Source organism: Sphingopyxis sp. YF1, from assembly GCF_022701295.1.
GTDB lineage: Bacteria > Pseudomonadota > Alphaproteobacteria > Sphingomonadales > Sphingomonadaceae > Sphingopyxis.
Genome location: NZ_CP033204.1, coordinates 3,465,001 through 3,488,322, shown reverse-complemented (window position 1 = coordinate 3,488,322; position 23,322 = coordinate 3,465,001). Strand labels below are relative to the sequence as shown.

At 68.6% G+C, this 23,322-nt stretch carries 20 protein-coding genes (1 of these 20 only partly in view); 15 read left to right on the top strand and 5 right to left on the bottom strand.

The annotated features are described in order from the left end of the window. The first annotated feature begins 112 nt into the window (after positions 1–112). The 5 genes from EAO27_RS16890 (at position 113) to EAO27_RS16870 (ending at position 6,267) form a co-directional block, all read left to right on the top strand. Positions 113–1,441: a hypothetical protein gene (locus tag EAO27_RS16890; protein ID WP_242772014.1), complete on the top strand. Its 1,329-nt coding sequence runs from the start codon at positions 113–115 to the stop codon at positions 1,439–1,441. A 175-nt stretch (positions 1,442–1,616) separates the two neighbouring features. Next, positions 1,617–2,459: a 3-mercaptopyruvate sulfurtransferase gene (gene sseA / locus EAO27_RS16885; protein WP_242772012.1), complete on the top strand. Its 843-nt coding sequence runs from the start codon at positions 1,617–1,619 to the stop codon at positions 2,457–2,459. 199 nt (positions 2,460–2,658) lie between these two features. Next, complete coding sequence (chrA, locus tag EAO27_RS16880; protein WP_242772010.1) at positions 2,659–3,990, top strand: chromate efflux transporter; 1,332 nt, start codon at positions 2,659–2,661, stop codon at positions 3,988–3,990. Between the two features lie 139 nt (positions 3,991–4,129). Then, positions 4,130–5,344, top strand: coding sequence for a cystathionine beta-lyase (gene metC, locus EAO27_RS16875; RefSeq protein ID WP_242771999.1), 1,215 nt, complete (start codon positions 4,130–4,132; stop codon positions 5,342–5,344). Further along, the gene (locus EAO27_RS16870) at positions 5,341–6,267 is read left to right on the top strand and encodes a mechanosensitive ion channel domain-containing protein (protein WP_242771997.1); all 927 of its coding nucleotides are present in this window, start codon (positions 5,341–5,343) and stop codon (positions 6,265–6,267) included. The genes metC and EAO27_RS16870 overlap by 4 nt, the downstream gene beginning before the upstream one ends. 77 nt (positions 6,268–6,344) lie before the next feature. Here the strand turns inward: EAO27_RS16870 and ppa are convergent, their stop codons facing one another. After that, a complete protein-coding gene (gene ppa, locus EAO27_RS16865) occupies positions 6,345–6,881 on the bottom strand; it encodes an inorganic diphosphatase (RefSeq protein ID WP_242771995.1) in 537 nt (178 codons plus the stop codon). 138 nt (positions 6,882–7,019) lie between these two features. Further along, on the bottom strand, positions 7,020–8,945 hold the full coding sequence (locus EAO27_RS16860) for a peptidase M61 (RefSeq protein ID WP_242771992.1): 1,926 nt from the start codon (positions 8,943–8,945) through the stop codon (positions 7,020–7,022). Between the two features lie 93 nt (positions 8,946–9,038). Here EAO27_RS16860 and hisS point away from each other — a divergent pair, with 93 nt between their 5' ends. The 9 genes from hisS (at position 9,039) to EAO27_RS16815 (ending at position 21,580) form a co-directional block, all read left to right on the top strand. Then, positions 9,039–10,313, top strand: a complete 1,275-nt coding sequence (gene hisS / locus EAO27_RS16855; RefSeq protein ID WP_242780619.1) for a histidine--tRNA ligase — start codon at positions 9,039–9,041, stop codon at positions 10,311–10,313. Between the two features lie 95 nt (positions 10,314–10,408). Continuing rightward, positions 10,409–11,476, top strand: coding sequence for a peptide chain release factor 1 (gene prfA / locus EAO27_RS16850; RefSeq protein WP_242771989.1), 1,068 nt, complete (start codon positions 10,409–10,411; stop codon positions 11,474–11,476). 130 nt (positions 11,477–11,606) lie between these two features. Then, positions 11,607–12,446: a peptide chain release factor N(5)-glutamine methyltransferase gene (prmC, locus tag EAO27_RS16845; RefSeq protein WP_242771986.1), complete on the top strand. Its 840-nt coding sequence runs from the start codon at positions 11,607–11,609 to the stop codon at positions 12,444–12,446. Positions 12,447–12,698: 252 nt separating this feature from the next. Then, a complete protein-coding gene (locus EAO27_RS16840) occupies positions 12,699–13,559 on the top strand; it encodes a DUF4167 domain-containing protein (protein ID WP_242771983.1) in 861 nt (286 codons plus the stop codon). A 195-nt stretch (positions 13,560–13,754) separates the two neighbouring features. Continuing rightward, positions 13,755–15,161, top strand: coding sequence for a DUF4139 domain-containing protein (locus EAO27_RS16835; RefSeq protein WP_242771980.1), 1,407 nt, complete (start codon positions 13,755–13,757; stop codon positions 15,159–15,161). Positions 15,162–15,171: 10 nt separating this feature from the next. After that, positions 15,172–16,782, top strand: a complete 1,611-nt coding sequence (locus EAO27_RS16830) for a hypothetical protein (protein WP_347567087.1) — start codon at positions 15,172–15,174, stop codon at positions 16,780–16,782. A gap of 8 nt (positions 16,783–16,790) precedes the next feature. Then, positions 16,791–18,377 carry a hypothetical protein gene (locus tag EAO27_RS16825; RefSeq protein WP_242771978.1) on the top strand — a complete coding sequence of 529 codons (1,587 nt, stop codon included), beginning with the start codon at positions 16,791–16,793 and terminating at the stop codon, positions 18,375–18,377. Between the two features lie 11 nt (positions 18,378–18,388). Continuing rightward, positions 18,389–19,876 carry a DUF4139 domain-containing protein gene (locus EAO27_RS16820; RefSeq protein WP_242771976.1) on the top strand — a complete coding sequence of 496 codons (1,488 nt, stop codon included), beginning with the start codon at positions 18,389–18,391 and terminating at the stop codon, positions 19,874–19,876. Positions 19,877–19,879: 3 nt separating this feature from the next. Beyond that, complete coding sequence (locus EAO27_RS16815; protein WP_242771974.1) at positions 19,880–21,580, top strand: hypothetical protein; 1,701 nt, start codon at positions 19,880–19,882, stop codon at positions 21,578–21,580. Positions 21,581–21,597: 17 nt separating this feature from the next. Here the strand turns inward: EAO27_RS16815 and EAO27_RS16810 are convergent, their stop codons facing one another. Together EAO27_RS16810 and EAO27_RS16805 are read right to left on the bottom strand one after the other, a co-directional pair. After that, positions 21,598–21,993, bottom strand: a complete 396-nt coding sequence (locus EAO27_RS16810) for an acyl-CoA thioesterase (protein ID WP_242771972.1) — start codon at positions 21,991–21,993, stop codon at positions 21,598–21,600. Continuing rightward, a complete protein-coding gene (locus tag EAO27_RS16805) occupies positions 21,983–22,291 on the bottom strand; it encodes a hypothetical protein (protein ID WP_242771970.1) in 309 nt (102 codons plus the stop codon). The genes EAO27_RS16810 and EAO27_RS16805 overlap by 11 nt, the downstream gene beginning before the upstream one ends. A gap of 127 nt (positions 22,292–22,418) precedes the next feature. On the opposite strand from EAO27_RS16805, the gene EAO27_RS16800 reads away from it, so the two are divergent. Next, positions 22,419–22,844, top strand: a complete 426-nt coding sequence (locus EAO27_RS16800; protein WP_242771942.1) for a CBS domain-containing protein — start codon at positions 22,419–22,421, stop codon at positions 22,842–22,844. 25 nt (positions 22,845–22,869) lie between these two features. Here EAO27_RS16800 and EAO27_RS16795 read toward each other — a convergent pair whose 3' ends face one another. Further along, positions 22,870–23,322, bottom strand: partial view of a lipopolysaccharide biosynthesis protein gene (locus EAO27_RS16795; protein WP_242771938.1) — the end only. It continues 1,059 nt past the right edge of the window; 453 of the gene's 1,512 nt are visible here — the last part of the coding sequence; the start codon falls outside the window, past its right edge; the stop codon is at positions 22,870–22,872.

Genomic DNA, 23,322 nt, shown 5'->3' with positions numbered 1-23,322 from the left:
GGAAACCCTCTAGGGACGCGCGCGGCCGATGTCATCCGGTGATGCGGCCGATCATTCAGCGCCGATTCAGCCGATGCGGCGCCAACGAGACGACCGGGATCGCGTAGGGATCATGACGGACAGGCTTTCAGGAACATGGGGCACGGCGTCGGCGGTGCTGGCTTTGGCGCTGGCGGCGGCCCCGCTGGCGCCGGCTGCGGCGCAGGACAGCGAAACCGCTGCGCCCGCTCGTTCGATCGATTTCCGCCTGCCCCCCGCCCCCGAGAATGACGGTCGCGCGCCAGGGATGCAGGGGCCGTCGAACAACGGTCTGGCGCCGCTCGCTCCGGGCGAACGCCGTGGCCCGCCGCAGACCCCGACACCTGCGCCCACGCCAGCGCCGCCGCGCGTCGCGCCGACACAGCCGGGGGCGGCAGCCTCTCCGGCTTCCCCCGCACGCCGGGAGGCGCCCGCCGCGGCCGTGCCCGACCGCGCAGCCTCCGCTACGCGCACCACGCCTGCCGCGGCTGTGGCCGCGCCGCCGCCCGAATCGGCGCCGCTGCCAGCGACGGAGGCGCCGTCACGTCCCGTCGAAACTCCGGCCGCGGCTGTCCCCGCGCCCGCCGCCGACGACGCGGAGACCTTATCCACGGTACCGGATTCGCAAGGCGCGATGCCCGTGTGGGCGTGGCTGCTTGCCGCGCTTGCGGCGGCGGGCGCGGGCTATTGGTATTGGCGCCGACGTCCCGCCGTTGCGGGTGGCGCGCCCGCGGAGCGCGATGCGAGCCCCGCCGAAGCACCGCCGCCTCCCTCGAAGGCCGCTGCGACCCGGCCCGCAGCGCCGCATCCGGCCCCCGCACCGGCGCGCCGCCCCGAGCCTGTGCCCGCGGGGGGCGCCGCAGTGGCGCGCGCCGCTTCGCCGCTCGTGACTCGTCCGGCGGCCGAACAGCGCGCGTTGGTGTCGCTCGCGCTGGAGGTCACGGGGATCCGCATGACCGCCGAGCACGTCGCGGTCGCCTTTTCGCTCAAACTTGCGAATCGGGGCGCCGCGGATGCGACGGGGCTGATGGTGCGTATCGCGTTGAACCAGGGATCGGCGATGACCGAACCCGTGCTCGCGCGCTTTTTCGACGGCGCCGGGGGCAGCGTGTTGCGCGATGACATGGAGATCAGGACGGGGGACGGCGAGTCGCTGGCGACCGAGGCGATGCTGCCACGCGCGATCCTCGAGCCGCTGATGATCGGCGGCAAGCCAATGCTCGTTCCCGTGGTGGCGTTCGACGTGACCTATCACTGGGATGGCGACGCCGATGCTTTCGGCCAGGTCGCGGGCAGCTTCGTGCTCGGCCGCGAACAAGGCACAAGCGGCAGCGAAAAGCTTGCCCCGCTCCCGCTCGACCGCGCGACCTATGTCGTCGACCGGCCCGGCGCGCGCTCGACCGCGGTCCGCCGCGACCAGTAGCGCAGCCTGCTTGCGCCTCCCTTTTCTGTTGCGGTGCAGCATCGGCTAAGGCATGACCCCGATGCTTGAAAAAGCACCGGTGGGGGCATAGGCTGGCGCTCCCCGGAAAGAACCGCAGGATGGCAGGCGAGGGGACAGGAACAGGTCTTCCGTCGGGTCGTAACAGGAGCATGACATGGACGCCTTGGTCTCAACCGACTGGCTGGAACGCGAACTGGGGGCATCGGACCTGCGGGTCGTCGATGCGACGAAATTCTTGGCCGGGACCGATCGCGACGCGCGCGCCGAATATGAAGCCGGCCACATCCCCGGCGCGGTATTCATGGACCTCGCCGAACTGGCCGACACGAACAGCGACATCGACAATATGGCGCCGCCGGCGGAAAAATTCGCGAGCCGCATGCAATCGCTCGGGCTCGGCGACGGCAGCCGCATCGTGATCTACGACGACAGCCCGCTCAAGAGCGCGGCGCGGGGGTGGTGGTTGCTGAAATTGTTCGGCGCTCACGACGTTGCACTCCTGGACGGCGGGCTCGCCAAGTGGAAGGCCGAGGGGCGGCCGCTCGAAATGGGCAAGCAGACGCTGCGCCACCGCCATTTCACCGTGTGGCGCGACGCCAAGGCGGTGCGCACCAAGGACGAGATGCTCGCGAACGTGGCGAGCGCCGCCGAACAGGTCGTCGACGCGCGCCCCGCCGCGCGCTTCACCGGCGAGGAGCGCGACCCGCGCCCGGGCATGGCGCCGGGCCACATCCCCGGCTCGCGCAGCCTGCCGCACAGCGAATTGTTCAACGCCGACGGGACCTGGAAGCAGGGCGATGCGCTCAAGGCCGCGTTCGACGCCGCGGGCATCGACCTCGACCAGCCGCTCGTCACGACCTGCGGCAGCGGCATGACCGCGACCGTGGTTGCGTTCGGCGCCCACCTGCTCGGCAAGGACGATGTCGCGGTTTACGACGGCAGCTGGACCGAATGGGGCGCCGATCCCGCGACGCCCAAGGCGACCGGCGCCGCCTGAGGCGCTTGCAGGCCCCTCGCCGCCTTCGGGGGAGGGGCCTGATCCGGCCGAAAGCGCGGCTTCCTTGCCGTGCAGCTTTTTCTTGCTTGCCCGCTCCGGGGCTGCGGCGTTAGTCCTGCGCCATCGGGGTCAGGCAACCTCCCGGTCAGGCGTCCGCCCAAGCGTTGTTTTTTCACCCGGCTTTGCCGGCTGGAGAAGCATGACGATGACGCCAGATCCCGACCCCAACCTTCCCCTCCAGCACCCATCCTTCGCCGAAGCCGTACGCGCCTATGCACGCGTCGGCCTGCTCAGCTTCGGCGGCCCGGCGGGCCAGATCGCGCTGATGCACCGCGAGTTCGTCGACGACCGCCGCTGGGTCGACGAGGCGACCTTTCTCCACGCGCTCAATTTCTGTCACCTGCTCCCGGGCCCCGAGGCGCAGCAGCTCGCGACGTGGATCGGCTGGCGGCTGCACGGGTTCAGGGGCGGGCTGGCCGCGGGGCTGCTGTTCATTGTTCCCGGCGCGCTGGTGATGCTCGGCCTGTCGGTGCTCTATGTGATGGCGGCGGGGCTCGGCTGGTTCGCCGCGCTGTTCCTGGGGATCAAGGCCGCGGTGCTCGCGATCGTCGTGCAGGCGCTGCTGCGTATCGCCGCGCGCGCGCTCCGGACCCCGCTCCAGCGCGCGATCGCGATCGCCTCCTTCGTCGGCATCGCGCTGCTCGCCCTGCCGTTTCCGCTGGTCGTGCTCGCGGCGCTGCTCACCGGCTGGGCCGCAGGGCGCTGGCGGCCCGAATGGCTGAAGCTCGCGCCGGTGACGAACGGCGCGCCGCCGCCGCCCGCGCGCGCGGCGTGGCGCGAAAGCCTGCGCGCGGTGCTGCTGTGGGGGGCGATCTGGGCGGCGCCGATGCTGCTGATCCTCGTGACGCTGGGACGCGGCCATGTCCTGTGGGACATCGGCGCCTTTTTCTCGCAGCTCGCGGTGGTGACCTTCGGCGGCGCCTACGCGGTGCTCGCCTATATGGCGCAGGAGGCGGTGAGCGGGTTCGGCTGGCTGCGCCCGGGCGAGATGGCCGACGGGCTCGGGCTCGCCGAAACGACGCCGGGGCCGCTGATCCTCGTCACCCAGTTCGTCGGTTTCCTCGCGGCCTATCGCGATGCGGCGCCCTTTACGCCCTTTGTTGCGGCATTCCTCGGCGCGGGGCTGACGCTGTGGGTGACCTTCGCGCCCTGTTTTCTGTGGATTTTCGCCTTTGCACCGTGGATCGACCGGCTCGAACGCGCGGCGGGGCTCAAGGGTGCGCTCGCGGCGGTGACCGCGGCGGTGGTGGGCGTGATCGCCAACCTGTCGCTGTGGTTCGCGTTGCACGTGCTGTTCCGCGAGCTGGTCCGCACCGGCTGGGGCGTCGAGGTGCCGGTCCTGTCCAGCATCGACGGTCCCGCGGCCGCGCTGGCGCTGCTCGCGGCGGTGCTGTTGTTCGGCTTCCGGCTCGGGATCATCCCGATGCTGGCGCTGTGCTCGGCGGCGGGGCTGGCGCTGGGTTTCGTATAGCTTCACTCCCATGATCGGTTCGTGCCGAGCTTGTCGAAGCACCGGCCTTCGGCTTGCCGCGCCGGAAAGAAGGAACGGCGCTTCGACAAGCTCGGGGCGAACGGTATATGTTTGGGGCACATTGGGCTAACGGACACGCATGGCGAACAATCACGAATCCGACGACGACACTCTCCGCCCCGCGACCCGGCTGGTGCAGGGCGGGCGGCGGCCCGAATGGACCGGCGACCCGCGGCTCGGCGGAGGCGTCGTCAACCCGCCGGTGTGGCGCGCCTCGACGATCCTGTACGACAGCATCGCCGACCTCAAGGCGCGCGGACATGCGACGCACGACAAGCTCTATTACGGCCGCCGCGGGACGCCGACGGTGTGGGCGCTCGCCGATGCGCTGACCGGGATGGAGCCGGGGGCCGAGGGCACATTGCTCTATCCGTCGGGGGTCGCGGCCAATTCGGCGGGGCTGCTCGCGCTGCTGTCGCCGGGCGACCATCTGCTGATGGTCGACAGCGCCTATGAGCCGACGCGCGCCTTTTGCGACGGAATGCTGCGCCGTTACGGCGTCAGCACGACCTATTATGATCCGCTGGTCGGCGCCGGTATCGCCGAGCTGATCACCCCGGCGACGAAGCTGATCTTCCTCGAATCGCCGGGCAGCCTGACCTTCGAGGTGCAGGATGTGCCCGCGATTGCTGCGGTCGCGCGCGAGCGCGGGGTGCTGACGATGCTCGACAACACCTGGGCGACGCCGCTCTGTTTCCCCGCGCTGGCGCACGGAGTCGACGTGACGATGATGAGCCTGACCAAATATGTCGGCGGGCATTCGGATGCGATGATGGGGTCGCTCACCGCGACGAAGGCGGTGTGGCCGAAGCTGCGCAGCGCGACCTACCAGCTCGGCCACGCGGTCTCGCCCGACGATTGCGCGCTGATGCTGCGCGGCCTGAGGACGCTCGACGTGCGGCTGGCGCGGCACCGCGAGAGCGGGCTTGCGGTCGCGAACTGGCTCGCGGACCGTGCCGAGGTCGGGCGCGTGCTGCACCCGGCGCTGCCGGGCGATCCCGGGCACGCGATCTGGGCGCGCGATTTCAAGGGGGCGAGCGGACTGTTCGGTTTCACGCTGAAGGGCGCCGACGAGGCCGGGCGCACGCGCTTCATCGAGGCGCTGGCGCACTTCGGGATCGGCTTCAGCTGGGGCGGCTATGAAAGCCTCGTCGTGCCGAGCAATCCCGGGACCATCCGCACCGCGACCGCGTGGAGCGACCCCGACCCGCTCGTCCGCCTGTCGATCGGGCTCGAGGATGCCGAAGACCTGATCGCCGACCTTGCGCGCGGTTTCGCGGCGATGGCCGCATGAACGTCGAGGCGGGGCTTCGCCAGGGGGCGGAGGGCGTCGTCGCGACGATGCGTGCGATCGGCATCGACGTCGGCCAATATCGCCTCTCGCTCTACAGCGTGTTTTCGACGGTGGTCGTCGCGATCCTGCTCTACATCGCGGTCCGGCTCGCGATGCGCGCGATCAAATGGCTGCTGCGCCGCAACAAGCAGATCGACGATACGCAGCGGCTGTTGACCGAAAAGCTGATCGCGATCGCGCTGTTCACGCTCGCGCTGCTGTTCGGCATCGACCTGCTCGGGATCGATCTCACCGCGCTCGCGGTCTTTTCGGGCGCCGCGGGGCTCGCGATCGGTTTCGGCCTGCAAAAGACCGTCGGCAACCTGATCGCCGGCATCATCCTGCTGATGGACCGTTCGATCAAGCCGGGCGACGTGATCGTCGTCGGCGACGGCAGCAGCATGGGCAGTTCGGCGACGATCAACGGCATTCCCAACGTCGGACGGGTCGCCAAGATCGGGGTGCGCGCGGTCAGCGTCGTGACGCGCGACGGCAAGAAGCACCTGATCCCGAACGAATTGCTGATGACCCAGCCGGTCGAGAACTGGAGCTATTCGAGCCGCGACGTGCGCGTGCGGATGCGCGTGCCGGTCGCCTATGACTGCGACCTGCGCGTCGCGCAGGCGATCATGGTCGAAACCGCGAAGGCCAACCCGCGCATCCTGGCCGATCCCGAACCGGTGGTGTGGATCACTGCCTTTGGCGAGCGGGCGATCGAGCATGAGCTGCGCTACTGGATTTCGGACCCCGAAGCGGGGCTCGGCAATATCCAGGGCGAGGTGTTTCTGACGATCTGGGACCGGTTCAGGGAAGCGGGGGTCCGGGTCCCCTATCCGCGCACCGATGTGCGGGTGCTGGCCGACGAGGGCGAGGTGAACCCATAGAACCGTAGCCCTGAGCCTGTCGAAGGGCGCCTATCCGAGAGGCGCCCTTCGACAGGCTCAGGGCTACGGTGATGGGATCAGAACCCCGTCTTCTTCGCGCGCTCGATGCATTCGACGATGATGCGCTTGGCGTCGTCGACGTCGCCCCAGCCGTTGAGCTTGGCCCATTTGCCGGGCTCGAGATCCTTGTAGTGGGTGAAGAAATGCTCGATCTGCTGGAGCACGATCGGCGGCATGTCGGTGTAGGTCGCGACATCCTTGTAATAGGGGAAGGTCTTGTTGACCGGCACGCAGAGCAGCTTCTCGTCGCCGCCGGCATCGTCTTCCATCAACAGCACGCCGATCGGGCGGCACTTGACCACTGCGCCCGCGACGATCGGCGAGCGCGCGACGACGAGCGCGTCGAGCGGATCGCCATCCTCGCCCAGCGTGTGCGGGACGAAGCCGTAGTTGGCGGGGTAGCGCATCGGGGTGTGGAGGAAGCGATCGACGAACAGCGCGCCCGAAGCCTTGTCGAACTCATATTTCACCGGCTCGCCGCCGATCGGGACCTCGATCAGGACGTTGAGGCTGTCGGGCGGGCTGTCGCCGGCCGGGATGAGGTCGATGCGCATGGGAGATGTCCTTTGGTTTTTGATTCGCGCGCGCCTTAGACCTTGCGGGCGGGCGAAGTCGAGGGATTAAGCCCCGCATCGCGGCTGCGCGATGCGGGAGTCCCCCGGGGATGCCAGAGGAAGGCGCGGGGATTGGCCTTACAGGCTCCGCCTCGGGGCGAGCAGGCGATCGAAGGCGTCGGGGCCGGCGCCGGCCTTTTCGAGGTGCGGCCAGCGCAGCCCGCCGCGATAGTCGATCTCGACATTGCGGTAGCGCCCACCGCGCTCGACGAGCAGCTTCACCGGCGTCTTGCCGTCGGTTGCGGCGCGGATCGCGGTTTCGATGCGTTCGCGGCTGTAGGCGAGGCCGTCGACGGCGACGATCTTCGTCCCGTTGACGATATCGGCCCTGAAGGCGGGGCCGTCCCACAGGATGCTGCCCGCGACCCCGTCGCGGTCGATGACCAGCCCCAGGCTGTGGGTGAGGTCGGCGTTCTTCGCCTGCGCCATGCGGTCGCGGTCATAGGCGTTCGGGGCGTCGCGCCAGACGAGGCGGTAACCCGCGGCCTCGATCCCCGCGGTCGGCGCCGGACGGCCGCTCGCCTGCATCCGCTCGCGCAGGAATTTCGCCCAGTCGTACGGATGGACGGCGTTCAGCGCCGTGACGACGTCGTCGAAATCATAGGGCGACTGGCCCCAGTCGCCCTCGCGCCCGCCGAAGAAGGCGCGCGCGAAATCGTCGAGGCTCTTTCCGTTGCCGGTCGCATTGCGAATCAGCATGTCGGCCTCGAGCCACATCAGCGAGCCTTCGTTGTAATAATCCTCGGTGCGCGTCGCGCTGGGGAAGGCGCGTGCCTTGCGGCCGGCGATGATCGGATCGAGCGTCGTATCTTCGACCGAGCGCCACGCGCGGCCGGGCTGGACCGCATAGAAACCGGCGTTGGTGGCCCATTCGGCGAGCACCATTTCCTTCGACTGCATCCCCGAACGCCCCGCGAGGACGAGGTCCCAGAAGCTCGTCTGGCCTTCGTAGACCCACAGGAGATTGTCCTGCATCGGCGTGCGGTAGTCGGGGGTCCAGAGCTTGTCGGGGCGGCGGTATTTGCCGTTCCAGCTATGCACCAGTTCGTGCGGGAGCAGCCCGCGTTCGCTGTCATTCTCGTCCCATTTGGTGAAATAGTCGGGGTTGCGGCTGTTTTCGCTCGACCGATGGTGTTCGAGCCCGATGCCGCCGAGCTGGTCGGTGAGCGCGAGCAGGAATTCGTAGCGGTCGAAATGGCGCACCCCGAACAGCGCCACCGTCTCGGCGACGAGCGCGGCGTGGCGGGCGATATGGTCGGGGCTGGCCTCGAGATATTTCGCCTCGTCGGCGACGACATTGAGCGTGACATTCTGCCCCAGGTCCCATTTGCGGAAATGGGCGCCCGCGAACATCGGGCTGTCGACCAGATTTTCATAGCTGGTGGGGGCGTAGCTGTAGCGATTGCCCGAGACTTTCAGGCCGTCGAGCGCGGCCGCGCCCGTCCAGCCCTCGGGCAGCGTGACGTCGAGCTGCACCGGAATCTGGCGCGTGAACCAGCCCGCGGGATAGACGCTCACCTGTTCCCATTGCAGGTTGATCATCGCCGGGGTGGCGACGACGCGCCCCTCGCTGCTGCGCGTCGGCGACAGGAAATCGAAGGCGATGTCGATGCTCTTCACCCCCTGCGGCACGTCGATGTCGAAAGCGTAGACGTCGGTCGGCTGGCGCGTCCAGACGAGCGGCTTGCCGCCGGCGCTGGCCCTGAACCCCGCGACCTCGGCGATTGCGCCGCGCGGGGCGTGCTTGCCGGGCAGCCATTCGGGATAGAGCAGGGTCAGCTTGCCGCTCTTCGCCACCGGGATCGTCTGGCGGACGCGAAAGATGCCGCGCGCGACGTCGGTGGCGTCGACGCGCAATTGCATCGTGCCGGGATAGGGCCGGTCGGCGGGGAGCGGGATGGTGAAGGGTTGCACGACGGGTTCGGGGCGGCTGTTGCCGTCCTGTGCCCGGACTCCGGGAATGAGGGCGATGAGGGCGGCTGCGACGAACGGTGCTTTTTTCATGGCGACGTTCTGCCGCCATTTGCGGGGAAGGTCCAGCCGGGGGACTGCACGCGCGCTTTGCCTTTCGACCAAAAGCGATTAGACGCGCGCGGCATGAGCAAGGACAAATCCGCGAAGATCCAGACGCCGCAGCCGGTTCGCGGCACCCAGGACATGCTCGGCGATTTCGCCGACCGCTTCCAGCACGTCGTCGACGCCTTCGACCGGGTGCGCCGCCTCTATGGTTTCAAGCGCGTCGAGGTGCCGGTGATCGAGCCGACCGCGGTGTTCGCGCGCTCGCTGGGCGAGACCACCGACGTCGTGTCGAAGGAAATGTATTCGTTCGAGGACCGCGGCGGCGAATCGATCACGCTGCGCCCCGAATTCACCGCGGGGATCGCGCGCGCCTATGTCACGGGCGGCTGGCAGCAGTTCGCGCCGCTGAAAGTGGCGACCCATGGGCCGCTGTTCCGCTACGAGCGCCCGCAGAAGGGCCGCTATCGCCAGTTCCACCAGCTCGACGCCGAGGTGCTGGGCAGCGACAGCCCGCTCGCCGATGCCGAATTGCTGGTGTTCGCGGATCAGTTGCTGAAGGAACTCGGGATCGCCGAGGGCGTGACGCTGACGCTCAATACCTTGGGCGACGCGGAAAGCCGCGACGCCTGGCGCGCGGCGCTGGTCGAGCATTTCGAGGCGCATCGCGGTGCGCTTTCGGAGGACAGCATCGCGCGGCTCGACAAGAATCCACTGCGCATCCTCGACAGCAAGGACCCGCAGGACCGCCCGGTCGCCGACAGTGCGCCCGACATCGATGCGTTTCTGACGAGCGAAGCGCAGGATTTCTTCGGCGCGGTCACCGCGGGGCTCGACGCCGCGGGGGTCGCGTGGGAACGCAATGCACGGCTGGTGCGCGGGCTCGACTATTATCGCCACACCGCGTTCGAATTCGTCACCGACCGGCTCGGCGCGCAGGGCACGGTGCTCGGCGGTGGGCGTTATGACGGGCTGATCGAGAATCTCGGCGGCCCGCCGACCCCGGCGGTCGGCTGGGCGGCGGGGATCGAGCGGCTGGCGATGTTGGTGGAGGAATCCGGTTCGTTTAGAACTCATGTGCCGGACGTTGCCGTGGTGGCGGAAAATATCGATTGCGAGCTGACGGCTTCCAGCTTGGCGGCGGCTTTCCGCCGTTCGGGCTTTTGGGCCGAGCTCGTGGCGACTGGCAGTCCTCGGAAGCGCTTCGATCGCGCGCGTAAGCTTGATCCCGCATTGATTGTTTCCCTCGACGTTCGCGATGGCGTTCACACGCGCAACATAAAGCTCCTGGATGAGCGCTATAATCGGTTGCCTACCGCCCACGCAGTCTTCGATTCCTTTTTCTCGTCACCCTAAACTTGTTTCAGGGTCCATGGCCCGAGGCCGAAAGGTCAGGCCATGGATGCTGAAACGAGTTCAGCATGACGAAGACTTGAAATGACAGTGAGTAGATGACCTCCGTTTCCGCCCGCCAGATCGATGCCATCATCGAACGCCACGCCGCGCTGCAGGCGCGAATGGCGACGGGGGACATGGCGCCCGCCGACTTCGTCGCGGCGTCGAAGGAGTTCTCCGAGCTCGAGCCCGTCGCGAAGGCCGCGGCCGAGGTCGTGCGGCTACGCGGCGAGGTGGTCGCGCTGAACGAGATGCTGGCTGATCCCGAGATGAAGGCGATGGCCGCCGAAGAACTTGCGAGTATCGAGGAGGCGCTGCCCGCCGCCGAACACGACCTCGCGATCAAGCTGCTCCCGAAGGACGTTGCCGACGAGCGCGCCGCGATGCTCGAAATTCGCGCCGGCACCGGCGGTGACGAGGCGGCGCTGTTCGCAGGCGACCTGCTGCGCATGTACAGCCGCTATGCCGATGCGCAGGGCTGGAAGGTCGAGATCATCTCGGCGAACGAGGCCGAGGTCGGTGGATACAAGGAAGTCGTCGCCAGCGTCGCGGGGCAGGGCGTCTTCGCCAAGCTGAAGTTCGAAAGCGGCGTCCACCGCGTCCAGCGCGTGCCGGTGACCGAAAGCGGCGGGCGCATCCACACCAGCGCCGCGACCGTGGCGGTGCTGCCCGAGGCCGAGGAGGTCGACGTGGCGATCAACGACAGCGACCTCAAGATCGACATCTATCGCGCGAGCGGTGCGGGCGGGCAGCATGTCAACACGACCGACAGCGCGATCCGCATCACGCATATCCCGACCGGGCTGGTCGTGATCCAGCAGGACCAGCGCAGCCAGCACAAGAACCGTGCCAAGGCGATGCAGGTGCTGCGCGCGCGGCTCTACGACCTCGAGCGCGAGAAGATCCACAGCGCCGAGGCGTCGGCGCGCAAGTCGATGGTCGGGTCGGGCGACCGCTCCGAGCGCATCCGCACCTATAATTTCCCGCAGGGGCGCGTGACCGACCACCGCATCAACCTGACGCTGCACCGCCTCCCCGAGATATTGGAAGGCGCGATGGACGAGCTGATCGACGCGCTGATCGCCGAGGATCAGGCGCAGCGGCTGGCGGGGCTGAGTGACTAGTTCGATTCACCCGTGCTTTCCCGACCCCGTTCGCATCGAGCGAAGTCGAGATGCCCATCGGAATAGCGCTGCGCCGTGGCGTGTCTCGACTTCGCTCGACACGAACGGAATTAGAGGTGGGTGATTGGGCGTGAGCGAGGTCGCCGACAATATCCGCACCGCGGCGAACCTCCTGTCCGCGGTAAGCGATACACCGCGGCTCGATGCCGAATTGCTGATGGCGCATGCGCTGGGGATCGAGCGGCAGGCCTTGCTGCTCGACCCGGCACGCTATGCGGTGCCCGAAATCTATGCGAACCTGATCGCGCGGCGGATGGGGCATGAGCCGGTGGCCTATATCGTGGGATATCGCGATTTCTGGACGATCCGGATCGAAGTGGGGCCGGGGGTGCTGATCCCGCGGCCCGACAGCGAGACGCTGGTCGAGGCGTGCCTCGACGTCACCGGGCACCAGCCGCGGGCGGGATGGCCCGCGCGCGTCCTCGATCTGGGCACCGGGCCGGGCACCTTGCTGCTCGCCGTGCTGAGCGAATTCCCCGAGGCGACCGGCGTCGGCGTCGACGCGTCCGAATTTGCGCTCGCCTATGCGCGCGACAATGCCGCAGCACTCGGCATGGCGGCGCGCACCGACTTCCGGTCGGGCGACTGGGGCGCAGGGGTCGACGGTCCGTTCGACCTGATCCTCTGCAACCCGCCCTATATCGCGGACACCGAATGGCTGATGCCCGATGTCGCCGACCATGAGCCGGCGGAGGCGCTGTTCGCGGGCGCCGACGGGCTCGACGATTATCGGCGGATCATCCCCGACCTGCCGCGTCTGCTGGCGCCCGGCGGGGCGGCGGTGCTTGAAATCGGGGCGAGCCAGCTTATGTCGGTTTCCGCCCTTGCCGAAGCTACGGGTTTTGCGGTGGCGTGCCGCCGCGATCTTGGCGACCGCGACCGCGCGCTGGTCCTGACATTTGCATCATGACGCCACGCAAAAATCGCTTGGTTTCGCCGCGAAAGCACGGTAGGGGCGGCTTACAGGCCTGATCAGGGTCCCTTTGGCGATGCGCAGCATCGATACTGGTCCGGCAGGTCTGCTTCCCACTTGCGATGCTTGTGCAGGGCCTTGGTCCGGCGCCGGCGGTAAAAGGAAGAGCCGCGCAGGGAGCGCGGGCACGACGCGCAAGGACGCGGTCGGCCAAAAGGGGTTGGCATAGCTTAGAGCTTATTCGACAGGATGTCTCAGTTGAACATGAACAACCGTCAGGGCGGCCGCCGTCGCGGCCGCAACAACAATAACAACAACAACCGCTCGCAGTCGGGCGGCGGTCGCGGTGGCGTCGATCAGGCGAACCGCATCGACAGCCGGGCCCGCGGCAACGCGGTGCAGATGATCGAGAAATACAAGAATCTGGCCCGCGACGCGCAGCTTGCCGGCGACCGGGTGCAGACCGAATATTACCTCCAGTTCGCCGACCATTATTTCCGCGTGCACAGCGATTTCCGCGCGCGCCAGGAAGAGCGCAACGGCGGCCAGCCCGATCGGCAGGATCGCCAGCGCGAAGTGCGCGGGGTCGAGGATTTCGACGCGCACGACGATACCGACATCGACGAGGGGCAGGGCGAAGAGGCCGGCGAGCGCGAGGACGCGCGCGAAGGCCGTGGCGACCGTGCCGAGCGCGGCGACCGGGCCCCGCGCCAGGATCGTGGCGAGCGGCCCGACCGCGGCGACCGCCAGGAGCGTCCCCGTCGCGACGATCGCGATGCCGATCGCGGCAACCGCCAGCCGCGCGCCGAGCGGGCGCCCGTGACGCCGACGCCGACGCCGGCCGCCGATGTCGACGCCGAGGCGCAGGGCGCCGAAGCCGAAGTTGCCAAGCCCGCGCGTGCACGCCGGACGACGCGTCGGCCGCGCGATGCCGATGTCGATACGGGTGCCGGGATCGACAGCGCCGTGCTGCCGCCCGCGATCGGACGTCCGGCGCCTGCCGCCGAACCCGAAGCGAGCGAAACCGCCGAAGACGCTCCGGCGCCGAAGGTTCGCCGCACCCGCCGCACGCTTGCGGCGCGCGACACCGGGGTCGAGGCCGCCGAATAGGTCATCGCGCCACCATCGCGGGCGTTTCAACGAAGCCCCGAATCCTTCGCGGACGTGCCACATTGCGGCGGCCGCGGCGGGTTCGGGGCTTCGTTCATGGGGCCCGATGCGCATCCCGATCCGGTACGATTTCGTGCTGGCCAATCGCGACGACTTGACCTAGCCTGCCCGGCAGCAACAGTGGGGAGAGCGATTATGCGCGCTTTGGCAAAGGCTTGGCTTCGTGGAGCTTGCCTGTCGGGAGCGGCCGTCGTTCCCTTGTTGGCACTGCCCGCCGCCGCGCAGCAGGAGGCCGACGGCACCGCGCAAGGCGATGTCGCGGTCACCATCTACAACAATGGTCAGTCGCTGGTGCAGGACGACCGCCAGCTCGCGGTGAATGCCGGGCGCAACCGCATCGAATTTCCCGACGTCTCGGCGCGGATCCGGCCCGAGACGGTGACGCTGTCGGGCGGCGGGCTTGCCATCGTCGAGCAGAATTTCGACTTCGACCTGCTAACCCCCGACAAGCTGATGGACAAGGCGGTGGGACAGTCGATCACGCTGGTGCGCACCAACCCCGCGACCGGCGCCGAACGCAGCGAGCGCGCCAAGGTGCTCGCCGCGAACGGCGGCATCGTGCTCCAGATCGGCGAACGGATCGAGGTGCTGCGCGACGACGGCCTGCCGGTGCGCGCGGTGTTCGACCGCCTGCCCCCCAATTTGCGCGCGCGGCCGACACTGTCGGTGACGGTACAGGCCGAAAAGGCGGGAACGGTTCCGGCGCGCCTTTCCTACCTCACCCCCAATCTCGGCTGGACCGCCGACTATGTCGCGCTGTTCGACGCCGCGAAGGGCGCGATGGACATGCAGGGCTGGGTGACGCTGACCAATTCGACCGGCACGACCTTCAGCAACGCACGGACCCTGCTCGTCGCGGGCAACCCCGGCGGGGGCGGTGGTTTCCGCCAGATGACCGGCGCGCTCGACGCTGCGGGAACCGAGAGCAACGACCGCGAACGGCTCGGCGACTATTATCTCTATCCGCTCGCCGAGCGCACGACGATCGCCAATGCGCAGCAGAAGCAGGTGAGCTTCCTCGACGTGAAGGGTGCGCCGGCGCGCTCGACCTATGAATATGTCAACGGCTGGCTGGGCAGCAGCACCGAACCGGTGAGCGCGGCGAGCGTGCTGCGCTTCTCGACCTCGGCCAACGGCGGGCTCGGCGATCAGCTGCCCGCGGGCACGATCCGCGTCTATATGCGCGACGCGCGCGGCGACCCGCAGTTCATCGGCGAGAACCAGATCGGCCACACCCCGATGGGATCGGCGATGACGCTGCGCACCGGCGACGCGTTCGACGTCAAGGTCCAGTCGACCGTCGTGTCGCGCACGCGCAAGGGCGATTCGCGCTGGGTGACCAAGATGAAATATGTCGTCTCCAACGCGCGGCCGGGTCCGGTGACGGTCGACCTGTCGCAATCGGGACTGTGGGGCGACGTGCGAATCACCGACGAAAGCCTCAAGAGCAACCGCATCTCGGCCGACCGCGTCGAATGGGCGGTGCCGGTGGCCGCGAACGGCAAGACCGAAGTCACCGCCACGTTCGATTCGCGTTACTGAGATCGGGACCGTGCGCTGGCGGCGCCTGTTCCCGCTGGCCCTCGCGGCCCTGATCGCGCCGCCGCTTGGCGCGCAGACGGCGCGCCTGCCCGCGGCACCCGCGCGCCCCGATGCCCCGGTCGTGGTGTCGTCGGCGCTCCAGGACGTCGCGGTCACCGTCTATCGCGCGCCGAATCGCGGTGCCGGACCGATCAACCCCAACTGGCCGCAAGGTTTCGCGCTGGTGACCGAGACGCGCCGGGTGACCCTGCCGGCGGGCAGCGCGGTGCTGCGCTTCGAAGGGGTATCCGAAGGGCTGCTGCCCGAGACGGCGGTGGTGTCGGGCATGCCCGACGGGGTGCGCGAGAAGAATCGCGACGCGCGGCTGCTGTCGCCCGCGGGGCTGGTCGATGCCTATCTGAAGCGTAGCGTCACGCTGCGCCGCACCGACCGCAAGACGGGCCGGGTCCGCGAGCAGGACGCGATCATCCAGGCGGGGCCGAACGGCGGGGTGATTCTCCAGACCGGCGAGGGGTATGAGGCGCTCGGCTGTTCGGGACTGCCCGAACGCATGCTCTACAGCCGCGTGCCCAAGGACCTGTCGGCGAAACCGACGCTGTCGATCCTCGTCGAATCGAGCCGCGCACGCACGGTGACGCTGCAGCTCGTCTATCTCTCCGAAGGTTTCGACTGGGCCGCCAACTATGTCGTCGACCGCGCGGGGGACGGCAAGGCGCTCGGGATGACCGGGTGGATCACCGTCGCCAACGGCGGGGTGACGAGCTTTCCCGGCGCGCAGCTCAACGTCATCGCGGGGCGGCTCAACAAGGGGTATCGCGCGCCGTTGCCGCGCACGCCGCCGGGCGCGCTGCAATTGCGCTGCTGGCCGATGGATATCACCAGCACGCATCCCTTCTGGGAATTGCCGCCGATCGTCGAGGTCGAACAGGATTATGCCGAAGAGGTGATGGTGACGGCGAACCGCATGGAACGCCGGGCCTATGTGATGGCGCCTCCGCCCCCGCCACCCCCGCCGCCCGCCGCGCCGCCACCGCCCCCGCCGCCCGCCGAAGATCTGGGCGACCTCAAATTCTATCGCATTCCGTTCCGCGTCGACGTGTCGGCGAAGGGGCAGAAGCAGGTCGCGCTGCTGATCAAGGACAAGGTCGCGGTCGAGCAGCTTTATTTCGGTACGCTCTATCAGTCCTATGGCGATGCGCCGCAGCCGCTGGTGACGCGGTTGCGCTTGCAGAACCGCGCCGAGGACGGGCTCGGGCTCGCGCTGCCGTCGGGGACCGCGGCGGTGTTCGAGACCGTCGGCGGGCGGCGCCTGCTCGCGGGCGAGGCGCCGGTCGGCGACAAGGCGGTCGGCGAGCGCGTCGATTATGACATCGGGCAGAGTCCGGCGGTGCAATCGCGCATCGTCGTGCAGAAGGACCCCGATCCCGACTATCGGCTGTGGCAGGTGACGCTGACCAACGCGCGGCCGTTCGATGCCGAGGTCGAGATGCTGATCCCCTTTGCGATCGACCCCGAACCCGCGGACTGGGAACGGCGCGGGGCGAGCTGGGTGTGGCGCGTGCGCGTGCCCGCGAACGACAGCCTGATCCGGACCTTTCGCCAGAAGCTGAAGAGCGGCTGACGCCGGTGATGCGGGGCGGTCGCGCGCGATCTGGAAGGCTCCTCGCTTCGGCGCTGCTGCTCGTCGCGGCACCGGTTTCGGCCAGCGACCCGCCCGTCGTGGTGTCGGCGGCGATCGACGATGTCGCGGTCACCGTCTACCGCGCCCCCGACCGGGCGTCGGGGGGCATCGATCCCGACTGGCCCGAAGGCTTCGCCTTCATTGCCGAGACGCGCACGGTCCGGCTGCCCGCGGGGACGGCGGCGCTGCGCTTCGAGGGGGTCGCCGAAGGATTGCTCCCCGAAACCGCGGTGGTTGCGGGACTGCCCGGCGGGGTGATCGAAAAGAACCGCGACGCGCGGCTGCTGTCGCCCGCTGGGCTGGTCGACGCTTATCTCAAGCGGAGCGTGACGCTCGAGCGCACCGACCCCGCGACGGGCAAGGTCCGCCGGCAGGATGCGATCCTCCAGGCCGGGCCGAACGGCGGGGTGATTCTGCGGACCGCGGAGGGCTATGAGGCGCTCGGCTGCGCGGGGCTGCCCGAACGGATGCGCTATGGCGGGGTGCCCAAGGACCTGTCCGCGAAGCCGACGCTGTCGGTTCTCGTCGCGAGCGACGCCGCGCGGACGGTGACGGTGCAGCTCCTCTATCTGGCCGAGGGGTTCGACTGGGCGGCGAACTATGTCGCCGAGCGCGCCGCCGATTCGCCGACGCTGGCGATGACCGGCTGGATCACCGTCGCCAATGGCGGGGTGACGAGCTTTTCGAACGCACAGCTCAACGTCATCGCCGGCCGGCTCGAGAAGCAGGAAGCGGCGGGGGCGCCCGAAAGCGAGGTCGAGCCGCTGCGGCTGAGCTGCTGGCCGATGGACAACACCAGCACGCATCCGCTGTGGACCTTGCCCCCGGTCGTCCCGGTCCGCGGGTCGCAATATGGCCTCGCGAGCGAGATCACCGTGACCGCGCGGCGGCGCGCCGAACCGATGATGGACGTGCCGCTGGCGGTGACCGCGATCAGCACCGCAGCGCTGGCCGAGCAGGAGGATCTCGGCGACCTCAAATTCTACCGCATTCCCTTTCGGACCGACGTTGCCGCGAAGCAGCAGAAGCAGGTCGCGCTGCTCGCGCGGGACCGCGTGACATATGAACAGCTTTATTCGGCGCGTGTCAGCGATCGGGCGCGCGGCGAGTTTCGGCCGGCCGGCGTCGTGATGCGGTTGTGGAATCGCAAGAATGACGGGCTGGGGCTGGCCTTGCCGGCGGGCGAGGTGGCGCTGTTCGAAAATGCCGATGGCCGGCGTCTGCTGGTCGGCGAGGCGTTTTCGCCGGACCGCGCGGTCGACGAGCGCATCGATTTCGACCTGGGGGTCAGCACCGGGGTGCAATATCGGGCCGTCGAACGGCCGCGCCCCGAAAAGACATGGGGCGACTGGGAGGTCATAATCACCAACGACCGCGGGGCCGATGCCGAGGTCGAATTGCTGATCCCTTTCGCGCTCGATCCCGAGCCGGCGGATATGGAACGGCGCGGCGACGATCGGGTCTGGCGCCTCCGCGTGCCCGCCAATGGGCGCCTGGTCCACGCCTTTCGCGAAAAGCGGGCCGCCGACGAATGAGGAGAGCGAGGATGACGGGCACGAGAATATGGGGCGCGCTGACGGTGAGCCTTGCCTGCGCGGCGCCCGCCGCGATGGCGCAGCCGACGGTGAGCACGAACGGACAGGGCGACGTCGCGGTCACCATCTATACGGGCGAGCTCGCGCTGGTCACCGATAGCCGGCAGATAAATTTGCCCGCGGGCACGTCGCGCGTCGAATTCCCCGACGTGTCGAGCCGCATCCGCCCCGAAACGGTGAGCCTCGTCGGTACCGGGCTGGAGATCGTCGAACAGAATTTCGATTTCGACCTGCTGTCGCCGACCGCGATGATGCAGAAGGCGGTGGGGCAGGAGATTACGCTGATCCGCACCAACCCCGCGACCGGGGCCGAACTGCGCGAGCGCGCGAAGGTGCTCGCGGTCAACGGCGGGGTCGTGCTCGACGTCGGCGGGCGAATCGAGATCCTGCGCGACGACAATCTTCCGGTGCGGGTGATCTTCGACGGCATCCCCGCCAATCTGCGCCCGCGGCCGACGCTGTCGGTGACGGTCGACAGCAAGGCGGCGGGGCCCCGGCCGCTGACGCTGCGTTACCTGTCCGAAGGGATGAGCTGGCGCGCCGACTATGTCGCGCTCTACGACGAAGCGGCCAAGGCGATGGATCTGCAGGGGTGGGTGACGCTGCGCAACAACAGCGGCACCGGCTTTGCCAACGCGAAGCTGTTGCTCGTCGCGAGCGACCAGATCGGGGTGCGGCGCGGGCGGCGCGGCGGCGAGGGCGAACCCGCGGAGCTGACCAGCGCGGGAACCGAGACGGCGAAGGCGGAGGCGCTCGCCGACATGAACGCCTATCCGATTGCCGACCGCACGACGATCGCCAGCGCGCAGCAGAAGCAGATCGCCTTTCTCGACGCGATGGCGGTGCCCGCGACGCGCGCCTACGCCGCATCGCACGACCGGCTGCGCTCGATCGAGGAAGCCCAGAGCGCGATGTCGACCTATCGTTTCTCGACCGGCAAGGGCGGGGTCGGCGACGCGATGCCGGCGGGATCGGTGCGCCTCTACGTCAAGGATGCGCGCGGCGCGGCGCAGTTCGTCGGCGAATCCTATATCGGGCATACGCCCGCGGGTTCGAAGCTGTCGCTCGCGACCGGCCGTGCCTTCGACGTCAAATATCAGCCCGTCGTCGAGAAGCGTGAGAAGCTCACCGAGGAGCAATGGACGCGCAGCAGCACGACGCGCGTGCGCAAGAACGGGGTCGTCGAGGTGACCGAGACCGACGTGAAGCGCAATTTCTGGCGCACGCACATGCGGTACATCTTCACCAACGCGCGGCCGCAGCCGGTCACGGTCGAGTTCACCCAGAGCGGGCTCAACGGATACAGCAACGACACGCGTGTGCCATTCGAGAGCATCGCCGCCGAGCCCGGCGAGACGTGGGACATGCGCAAATGGATGGTGACCGTCCCCGCGAACGGGCGCGCCGAACTTACCGTCCAGTTCGACACGCTGAACTGAGCGATGGCGCGCGCCGCATCCGGCTGGCTGCTCGCGATGGTCGCGATGCTCGCGGCGCCGGCGCGCGCGGACGAACCCCCGGTGGTGGCTTCGGCGAAGCCCGACCATGTCGCGCTCAGTCTTTACCGCGATCCGAACCGCGAACCCGATTCGCGGTTGCCCGCCCCCGACGAGGAAGAGCCGCTCGGCGGTTTCGCGCTGATTCGCGAGACGCGCACGCTCGACCTGCCGCGCGGACCGGTAACGATTCGCTTCGAAGGCGTGTCGAGCAGCATCATGCCCGAATCGGCATTGCTGCGCGGCGGCGACGCGAAGCCGCGCGAGAAGAATTTCGACCGGCGGCTCCTGTCGCAGCGCGGACTGATCCACGCCTTCACGGGGCAGCAGGTGCTGCTGCGCACGATCGACCCCGCAAGCGGCAAGCCGCGCTACGAGCGCGTGCGTGTCCGGTCGGGCCCCGAAGCGCTGATCGTCGAGCGCGGGGGCGGATTCGAGGCGGTGCAGTGCAGCGGACTGCCGCAGACCCTGCTCTACGACGCCGTGCCCGCCGGGCTCACTCCGGTGCCGACACTGTCGATGACGCTGGGCGACCAGCCGGGCGGGCGCACGACGCTCGAGCTCACCTATCTGGCGACCAATTTCGACTGGCAGTCGAACTATGTCGGCGAGGTCGCCGATCGCGCCGACGCGGCCGACCTCTTCGCCTGGCTGACCGTCGCGAGCGGCGATTCGACGAGCTTCGTTGGCGCCGACATGGCGGTGATCGCGGGGCGCATCGCTTTTTTCAACCAGCCGCCGCTTCCCGAGGGCGTCAACCGCTGGGAGGAAGAGGAGCGCCGCGAGGAGGAGGCGCGGCAGGATCCCTGGCACCCCGACAATATCGAGGTCTGGTTCGACTGCTGGCCGCAAGGTTCGACCGGGGCGGCGCCTTTTGGTTCACGGCTGTTCGGGCCGCAATCGCTGCCATCGGCCCAGCCCGAATATGCGCTGGGTCTTTTCTATGGCGGCGGGGGCGGCGGGTGCGGCGACGACGATGAATCGGGCTGCGACATCGTCGTCACGGGTAGCCGGATCGCGCCGCGCGAAGATATCGGCGACTATAAACTCTATCGCGTGCCGCAGCCGACAACACTCGGCGCGCACAGCCGCAAGCAGATCGCCTTCCTCGAAAAGGCGGGTGTGCGGGTGGAGATGCTCCATATTTTCGAGCTGCGCGGCGATGATGTTTCGGGCCCCCAGACGGTGCTGCGCATCGACAACCGGCGCGACGGCCCGCTCGGCGAGCCGCTGCCCGGCGGGCAGGTGGCGCTGTTTCAGGCGCGGGCGGGCGAGCGGATGTTCGCGGCCGATACGCAGATGAAGGACAAGGCGGTCGGCGAGCTCGTCGATCTCGACCTTCCCGATCCGGACGGGGTCTCGGTCGATGCCGACCAGGAGGAACTCGATTCGGGCGAGGGCTGGACGCGCTACCGGCTGACGATCGAGAATGACGGCGAAAGCGCCGAGCCGGTCGAGGTCAGCTTCGCCGACGCCTATGGTTATGCGATCGACAAGATCGGCAAGGCGGTCCGGGTGCGCAACGGCAAGCGCATCTGGTCGGTCACCGTTCCCGCCGAAGGCAAGCGCAGCGTCGAGTATCGCGTCCGCGAGATCGTGCGAATCGGCGCCGACAACCAGGATGATTGGGAAGGGCCGGACGAATAGCCCGGCCCCCGTGCCGGTCATTCGGGCGGCAGGGGCCGCGGCCGGTGATTTTCGTCGAGGGCGACGAAGGTGAAGACGCCCTCGGTCACGCGTTCCTCGGTGCGGCCGCCGTCGCGCGTCGCGATGACCTCGAGCCGGATCGCCAGCGAGGTGCGCCCGCGCCGCTCGATCGTCGCATAGAGCGAGATGATGTCGCGGAGCAGGATCGGGGCGATGAACTCCATCGTCTCGATCGCGACCGTCGCGACCGGACCCTGCGCGATTCGCCCGGCGATGATGCCGCCGGCGATGTCCATCTGCGACAGCACCCAGCCGCCGAAGATATGGCCGTTGGCGTTGATGTCGGCGGGTCGCGGGACGACGCGCAATATCGGGTCGCGCGGGCAGTCGGGCGCGGCGGGCTTACCGGTCATTTTTCATGTCCGGATCGTCTTCGAACGGATCCTCGATCGCTTCGTCGTGGCCGCTGCCGCTCGACAGGAAGACGAGCCCCATCAGCGCGGCGCCGAGCATCACCGACAGGCCGACCCCGGCGGCGGTCGCGATCATCATGTGGATGGTCAGCCCGCCGGGCAGGGTGGCCTGGAGCCATGCGAGCGCGAGCACGACCGCGCCGGTCGAGACGAGCGCCATGCCGCGCATCAGCCGGCGATAGCGCGCCCAGGCGATTCGCGACGTTTCGTCGCGGTCGAGCGGAGAGGGTTTGACCATGGCGGCCCTCATGGACCAGCGGACGCACGAGGCCAAGCGGCAAAGGGGCGCGGCAGGATGTTTCGCGTCGGGAGCGAATCATGATAGATTGTTCGTCCGGACATTTCGGCATGGGGAGCGGACAGGCATGACGATCGGAGCGATTCTCGGCGGACGGACCGGCGGTGTCATCTCGGCGCAGAAGGGCGACAGCGTGCGCGCGGTGGTCGACCTGCTCGCGCAGCATCGCATCGGCGCGGTTCCGGTGGTCGAGGGCGACACGATCGTCGGCATCTTCTCCGAACGCGATCTGGTGCGGCTGATGTCGGCCTATGGCCCCGAGGCGCTCGATCGCAGTCTCGACGACGTGATGACGAAATCGCCGGTCACCTGCGATTCGCGCATGGCGGTGATCGGCGCCTTGTCGCAGATGACGCAGAAGCGCATCCGCCACCTGCCGGTGGTCGATGGCGGCAAGCTGGTCGGATTCGTGTCGATCGGCGACCTCGTCAAATATCGCATCGACCATATCGAGGCCGAAGCCGCGGCGATGCGCGACTATATCGCGTCCTGATTCGCCTACCCGCTAGGCGCGGCGGCTACGCCGGATCGGCGCCTTTCCGGCGCAGCACGAGCCGCAGCACCTCGCCGATCGCCTCGCGCTCGAGCAGCCAGAGCAGCGCGCCGTAAAGGGCGACGCCGAGCCCGACGAGGAGGATGAGCCGAACCGGCGGGCTCCAGCCGAGCCCCGCGAGAAAGGTCGCCGCGAACCCGACCCCGATCGCCATCAGCAGCGCCGGCACGAGCCCGGGCAGCATCGCGCGCGCGATGTCCCAGAGCGTCACCCCGATCAGCGGCGCCGCCAGCCGCGCGGTGAGCAACAGCAGCAGCGGCGCGGCGACGAGCCACGCCCAGGCCATGCCGATCAGCCCCCATTGCGAACCGGTCAGGAAGGCGGCGGGAAAGATGATCGCGCCGCCGAGCGACGCGACCATCGGGATCGAGGGTTTGCCGAGCGCATTGGCGACCGGGGCGAACAGGATCTGCACGGT